We start from the raw sequence: 7625 nt of genomic DNA, 5'->3' as shown, positions 1-7625 counted from the left end.
CGTACGGTTCTTAGGGGGCTGGGCGCGGGTGACCGCGCTTGGCTACCCGACATTGCGATGAAAATGTTGTGTTCATTCTGGCGTGTCCTCACGATTGTGTGCAAAATCAACCCCTCAGAAAACGAGGGGACGAAGATGCAGCATAGATCGTGGCATCGCAATTTGGGTTTCCTCCGCGTAGCGGCATCGTCCAACTTGCATTTAGGCGTGCGATGGATATTACTAATAAACCATGGAGCAATTATTTAATAGAGTGAAAATGCTTGTAGCCGACACCTTTTTACCTACCCTTGAACATCTCGCTACTGCGGTTATCCTACTTGATGGGCAGTCGCATATCGCTTACATCAACCCGGCTGCGGAAACCTTGTTTGCCTTAAGTAGCAAAAGTTTGATCGGCCACCCGGTACAGTATGTCTTCACTCATACTGAACAATTGGTTGCTGCAATGCAGCATGCACACACTAATAACGCCAGCTATATTGAGCATGATCTTACCTTGGGTATACCTCCACATGGCAAGCTGCATTTGCGCTGCATCGCCACGCCGCTATTATTTAATAATCAGTTGCTACTTGAATTTCATACTATTGATCGTCCGCTGAAGTTAGCTCGCGAAGAACAGATGCTAGACCAGACTCAAGCTAATCGCCTGCTGTTACGCAATCTTGCACACGAAATCAAGAACCCGTTGGGTGGTATACGAGGTGCTGCACAACTACTGGAATATGAATTAGAGAAACCTAGTCTGCGTGAATACACCCAAGTCATTATTCAAGAAACCGACCGTTTGGTTTCACTAATGGAAAAGCTGCTCACTCCGCAACATAAGCCCAATTTCAGTTCCCTCAACATTCATGAAGTACTTGAACGCGTGCGTAGCGTAGTTCTTGCTGAATTTCCAATAAATATATCTATCCAGCGCGATTACGACATCAGCCTGCCAGAGCTAATGGGCGACAAGGAACAACTTATTCAGACGATCCTGAATCTCGTACGCAATGCTACGCAGTCCATGCAGGGACAAGGTAATATTGTGCTCTGCACACGCATCTCGCGCCAAGTAACATTGATGAAAAAGCGCCATCGCTTGGCGGTAGCCGTTCAGATCATCGACAATGGTCCTGGTGTCCCCGCACATTTGCACGACAAGATTTTTTATCCATTGGTTTCTGGTCGTGACAATGGTCACGGTCTGGGACTGACCTTAGCGCAAGATTTTGTCAGCCAACACGAAGGCAGCATAGCGTTTGACAGTGAACCAGGACGCACCTGTTTCACGGTAATGCTGCCGCTAAAAGAAAGTGAGTAAATTGGAAGCTAATATGAAGCCTGTTTGGATCATTGACGATGACCGCTCCATACGCTGGGTTCTAGAAAAATCCCTGGCACGTTCAGACATCAATTTTGCAAGTTTCGCCTCGGCCGATGAAGCATTAGCCGCGCTGCAGCACGACATACCGCAGGTTGTCATCAGCGATATACGCATGCCTGGCAGCTCTGGGCTGGATTTTTTGCAAAAAATTCGAGATCGTATTCCGAGTTTACCCGTAATTATCATGACGGCTTATTCTGATCTGGAAAGCGCGGTGTCGGCTTTTCAAGGTGGAGCATTCGAGTATCTGGCCAAACCGTTTGATGTCGACCAGGCTGTCGCGCTAATACGCCGCGCACTGGAACAAAGCCTGCGCACTGATGCACCTGCAGAAGAGCAATCAGCCGCAGCTGCTCTTGATATCCTGGGACAAGCACCCGCTATGCAGGAAGTGTTCCGCGCTATTGGAAGGCTCGCACACTCGCATGCAACTGTAATCATCAATGGAGAATCCGGCACCGGCAAAGAGCTGGTCGCACATGCATTGCACCGCCACAGCCCGCGAGCCAACGAACCCTTTATCGCCATAAACACTGCGGCTATTCCGAAAGAGTTGCTTGAATCCGAATTGTTTGGCCATGAGCGCGGTGCATTTACTGGCGCGGCTACTGCCCGCCGCGGCCGTTTTGAGCAAGCCGAAGGTGGCACACTGTTCCTTGACGAAATCGGTGACATGCCGGCGGAACTGCAAACACGTTTATTGCGCGTGCTGTCGGACAGAAATTATTATCGCGTTGGTGGGCATCAGCCGATCAAAACAGATGTACGCATTATTGCCGCCACGCACCAGAATCTGGATGAGCGAGTAAAAGAAGGTTTGTTTCGTGAAGATTTATTCCACCGCCTCAACGTTATCCGCCTGCGTCTACCGCCACTACGTGAACGGCGTGAGGATATCCCCTTGTTGGCGAAATATTTTTTGCAGGCGAAAGCAGGTGAACTTGCTGTTGAACAAAAGTCCTTCAGCGAGGACACACTGAATTATCTTGCCACACAGAATTTTCCCGGTAATGTGCGGCAATTGGAAAACCTCTGCCATTGGCTCACTGTAATGACACCATCACAACAAATAGAAATTGCCGACCTGCCGCTAGAATGGCGCGAGGCATCCACTGTCACTGGCACATCGTCCGACACCTCGACTGACGATTGGCGTTACGAATTGGGTCGGCAGGTCGCGCATGCATTGCAACGTGGAGATCAAAATATTCTAAGCAGTTTAAACCAGCAGTTCGAACGCACGCTTATCACCCAGGCACTAAAACATACCGATGGCAGGCGCATAGAAGCCGCGACCCTCCTGGGTATGGGGCGTAATACTATGACACGCAAGATTCAGGAATTCGGATTGGATAAATAAAAAAATGGCGGCGATATTATTTAAGAGGCGAATTAACCTCTTTATCAATTCTTGCCTTGCCGCCATCACATTATTCTGAGCAGTGGCTGCGGCTTTCTGCAAATGATGACCCGTCATGAATTGCTTCAACGAGCGTAAACAGGGCGAAGAGGGCTTACAGAAAATGATGTACCGCTATATACCTCGATGCCTGAAAGTTTCGTGCCGTGTGACTGATTCATCAAGGCTCCACGTTATTGTCGTTCGATGTATCGGCTTCATCGCTGTATTTGGTCACGATATATCGCATCTGAGTTTCCATGTTCATAAATAACCTGATAAGAGTTGGATCGAAGTGCTGCCCAGCCTCTTTTTCAATTAACTCCAGAGCACTTTCTATTGACCACGCGCGTTTATAGGGGCGCACGCTGGTCAACGCATCGAATACATCGGCAATCGCCACGATGCGCCCGACAAGCGGGATAGATTCTCCGCTCAAACCGTGTGGATAGCCTTTGCCGTTCCATTTCTCGTGATGCCCCAGCGAAATTTGTTTTGCCATTTTCAACACTTCAACATCGTGCTCACCGATAATTTCTGCGCCGATTAAGGGATGCCGCTTCATCACTTCAAACTCATCCTCCGTCAGCTTGCCCGGCTTGAGCAGGATGTGATCTGGAATACCAATCTTGCCGATGTCGTGCATCATGGCAGCGTACATCAACAATTCCGCCTGCGGCTCAGGAAGCCCCGATGCCAGACCCAGCAGTTTGCTGAAGCTGCCAACCCGTATGACATGCCTGCCGGTTTCATTATCACGATAATCGGCCGCGCGACCCAGTTGCCGAAGCATGACAAGATGTGTTTGCTCCAGTTGCCGGTTGCTATTCTTCAGTTCGCTGGTGCGCTCGGCTACCAGTTGCTTCAGGTGGTAGTGCTGGTTGGCCAAGGCCAGATGTGTCTTAACACGAGCACGCACAACTGAAGACTTGACGGGTTTGGTGATGTAATCTGCTGCACCTAATTCGAATCCCAACGTCTCATCCTCTGTGTCGCCGTGAGCCGTGATAAAAATAATCGGTATGTGTTGGGTATTCTCATTTTTTTTGAGCTGGCGACAGACATCATAGCCGCTCATCCCAGGCATCATCACATCGAGCAGGATTAAATCGGGCGGTTGCAGCGCCACTATTTCCAGTGCCAACTCACCACTGTTGGCAATTTTTATAGCGTAATCTGTTCCCAATATGCCGCATAGCACTCTGATGTTCTCAGGGGTGTCGTCCACTACCAGCAATGAATTTTTATGGGTGTTATCCATCTTTTTTCATAAGCATCTGCACTTCAGCGAGGGCATTTTTATAATCGTAATTGTTGACATGTCGACCCAGCTTGGCATAGCGCAATGCGGTTGTCGTGCCTTTAATATGTTGATTAATCTGTTGCATGGTATCCACTGCATCGGAATCAAAAGACTTCAGTTGTGTGGTCAATTGCTTAAGTAATGTGCCAAGTTGCGCAATATTTACAGGGTGTTGTTTTCGCTCAACATCGGCAACGACTGTCTCTGCCGTGTGAGCTTGCAGGTAGGCTTTGACTAATACTATCACCTGAGCAATTTCTGCCATCGTATCAGCAATCAATTGCGGATACTTATCTGTGTCCTCTTTCTTGATGGCAATCTTCAGTTGATCTGCCGATTCCGCCAGTGTTGCCGCCCCAATGGTTGCGGCAACTCCCTGCAACGTATGTGCCAGTCGTTCCGCCGTCTGGTTATCGTGGGCGGCGAGTGCATCTTGAATGACTTGTCCAGCTTGACCTTGATTGGCTTCAAACATGCCAATTAGGGTCAGATAAAGGTTTTTATCGCCCATGTTAGCTATCGCCCTTTCTGGATCATAAACAGAATTACCTCCGGAGGCTAGCTCTGCGTCAGTTGCAACGGAATTGGCTGGAAATGATACATTGCGCTTTGTCCAACGTGCGATGGTGTCAAATAGCACATTGACTTGTATGGGCTTGGTAACATAATCGTTCATGCCAGCGGCAAGGCATTGCTTACGATCATCGGACATAGCATTGGCGGTCATGGCAATGATGGGTAAATCGTAAAGGGCGGGAATTTTCCTGATCTGGCGCGTGGCTTCCAAACCATCCATATGCGGCATGTGAATGTCCATCAACACCGCATCAAATAGTCCAGTTTGTGCCACCTGCACTGCCTCAATTCCATTGCTGGCAAGGGTGACTTTTATCCCGATGTTATTCAACAATGCGATCGCTAGCTGCTGGTTGAATTCATTGTCTTCAACCAGCAATAGATGCAAACCAGTCAACTCGGCGAGTCCGATTTTTTTATCCTGCAGACCATGCAGGCTTAAATCCGCAGGCGTGTCACTCTCTTTGGCTGGAAAGGTGAAGGGCAGGTTGAAAGCAAAAGTGCTCCCTTTCCCCGGAGTGCTTTCAACCCACATTACCCCGCCCATTTGCTCGACAAGTCCTTTGGATATTGACAGTCCCAGCCCTGTTCCACCATATTCTCGCGTAGTGGATGCATCAGCCTGACTGAACGGTTGGAACAGCTTTCTGATTTGTTTCTGGGTCAAGCCGATTCCGGTATCGCGTACCGTGAAGCACAACACCACATGACCGGGGATGTCATCGTGGCTGGTAGTTTGGCTTTCTATTCTGACTTGCACTGTGACTTCACCCTTTTCAGTAAACTTTATGGCATTGCTGAGCAGATTGTTCAGGACTTGCCCCAGACGCAAGGGGTCACCCACCAATACCGGAAAAATTTTAGCTCCGTTATCAAACTGAGGAACCAGGTTTTTTTCTGTTGCGCGGATACTGATAATATCGGCCACACTGCGCATCACCTCATCAAGACGGAAAGGTATTTTTTCAATGACAAGCTTGCCTGCCTCGACCTTGGAGAAATCCAGAATGTCGTTGAGGATACTTAGCAATTTGTTGGCGGAGCGGTAAACTTTTTCGGTGTAATCACGTTGCGTCGGCTCCAGTTTTGTTTGCAGGCACAGATGCGAGAAGCCGATGATCGCATTCATTGGGGTACGGATTTCGTGGCTCATGTTGGCGAGGAATTCGCTCTTGGCTTGGTTAGCGCTTTTGGCAGCAACTTCAGCTATTTTTTGCCGCGTAATATCGGTTCTGATAGCAATGTATTCGAGTGGCTTACCGTCCCCATCCATAAAGGCAACAACCGTGCTGTTAACCCAGTACAGTCGGCCATCTTTAGTGCGGTTGCACACCTCTCCCTGCCATGTCTCACCTTTAACTACTGTCTTATACATTTCCATCCAGAATTGTGTGGAGTGAAAATCTGAATTTATTACCCTGTGATCTTTTCCAAGTAATTCATTCCGCGTATACCCACTAATTTTGCAGAATCGATCATTGGCATAAATAATGTGCCCTGCAACATCGGCTACGCTGACAATGGCATGCTCATCAAGCACCAATTTCAGTTGATTTAGTCGAATCTGAGCCACCTTCAGATTGTCACGCATCGTGGCCAGCATCTGCATGAGCTGCCCCAGCTCGTTGTTTCCGCGCACCGGCACAGAAACATCCATCTCGCCTTTCGACACGGCTCGAGCCACCCCCAGCGCCTCGGCAACAGGCCCGGTAATGCTGCGAATAAAGGCCACTGCCAGTATCATCCCACCGGTCATGCCTAGGAGTAACAGGCCAACTAACAAGGCTAGTGTCTGTTGTGCCTCCGTTACCCGCGCCTGCAGTACCTGTTTCAAACTGTTCACGGCCAGGGTGTTGAACTCATATAAAGAGTCTATGCCCTGGGTGAGCTCTGCCAAATAATCGGGCGCGGGGTAGGTGAGACTGCTAGCATTGATCAATACTTTAGTGGTCAGCGCCGATAGTTGCGCCACTGTTGCCAGTTGCGACGCTATTTTGGATGCCAGCGCACTATTGACGTTTGAATTGGCCTGCATTGCACGGTTGAGGTTGCGAAACAAATCGTCTCTGGTATCTTGCACATTCACAACCAAAGCCCGCAAGGTGGCGCTATTCCCTGCATCAACATGGCCCTGCACCAGAAAAGGAGTACCCGTCGCGCGCAGAACGCCCAGCGTTTCTTCCAAAGCGGGCATGTTGAGCAACGTGGCCTGAATCAAGTGATAGGTATCGACCTCCGGGTCAAGACTTAAACCAAACTCGCTTAGCATCTCTTCGTCGAGCACCAGCCACTCGGCCAGCAATTCGGTATGAAGTCGGGTGCTTTGCGCTGCTTTGAGCTGATTGCCAGACACCTCTTGTTCCAGTGCGATCCAACGTTGGCGTAGTCTCTCCAAATGCGACACGAGAGCGGTTGATGCACCTTTCTGGCGAAGCACAGAGTCGAACACTTCTATGGCGGTCAGAACGCTATCTCGTAAAAGCAGACGCTGGGCGGCCAACATATGCTCGCCCGCTAAGGCACCTGCCGCCATGCCCCGGTGGGTCTGCATGAGTTGCATCACCCGAAAGAATTCGTCCACAGAGTCCAGCGCAATCAATTCTCTTTGGATAAAGGCAAGATCAGCATTTTTTTGTTGAAAGTACAGTCCCGTTGGCACCAGTATCATCAAACCGGCTAGGATACCCAACATGAAAAATTTGTGCGCCAGACTAATTTGGTGAAGATTGAAGGCTTTAACAATATTCATGCTGTTGCCCTGAAACTTAAAAATATAGGGTTGTAATTTCCTGTGATTAACGAAAAATCCTTCATATTTAAATAGATACTAAGAGCCAATACTTAACTGTGACATAGCCCTTCTAATAAATCCAATTTTGCGAACAGCCGCTTTGCAGCTTGCCTGCTTATCCCGTTGCGTCCAATACGGCTTTACTTGAAAAAATATCTCTTACATATCAAGCTTAAGCCGC

General features: G+C 49.0%; 5 protein-coding genes. 3 read left to right on the top strand and 2 right to left on the bottom strand.

The features are described from left to right. The 3 genes from MJ769_RS13060 to ntrC all read left to right on the top strand — a co-directional run. Positions 1 to 249: hypothetical protein (locus tag MJ769_RS13060; protein WP_239237579.1), on the top strand; the 249-nt coding region annotated here is incomplete at its 5' end. Between the two features lie 10 nt (positions 250 to 259). Beyond that, entirely contained in the window at positions 260 to 1312 is a 1053-nt protein-coding gene (gene glnL / locus MJ769_RS13055) for a nitrogen regulation protein NR(II) (protein ID WP_239237578.1), read from the top strand. A 13-nt stretch (positions 1313 to 1325) separates the two neighbouring features. Then, positions 1326 to 2735 (top strand): nitrogen regulation protein NR(I), encoded by a 1410-nt coding sequence (gene ntrC, locus MJ769_RS13050; protein ID WP_239237577.1) that lies wholly within the window; start codon positions 1326 to 1328, stop codon positions 2733 to 2735. Between the two features lie 220 nt (positions 2736 to 2955). Here ntrC and MJ769_RS13045 read toward each other — a convergent pair whose 3' ends face one another. Both MJ769_RS13045 and MJ769_RS13040 read right to left on the bottom strand, forming a co-directional pair. Beyond that, positions 2956 to 4035 (bottom strand): response regulator, encoded by a 1080-nt coding sequence (locus MJ769_RS13045; RefSeq protein WP_239237576.1) that lies wholly within the window; start codon positions 4033 to 4035, stop codon positions 2956 to 2958. Beyond that, complete coding sequence (locus MJ769_RS13040) at positions 4028 to 7402, bottom strand: ATP-binding protein (RefSeq protein ID WP_239237575.1); 3375 nt, start codon at positions 7400 to 7402, stop codon at positions 4028 to 4030. Before MJ769_RS13040 ends, MJ769_RS13045 begins: the two co-directional genes overlap by 8 nt. Positions 7403 to 7625: the final 223 nt, after the last annotated feature.

This window comes from Candidatus Nitrotoga sp. BS, assembly GCF_927797785.1.
Taxonomy (GTDB): Bacteria; Pseudomonadota; Gammaproteobacteria; order Burkholderiales; family Gallionellaceae; genus Nitrotoga.
This window is presented reverse-complemented; position numbering and strand designations above follow the sequence as displayed.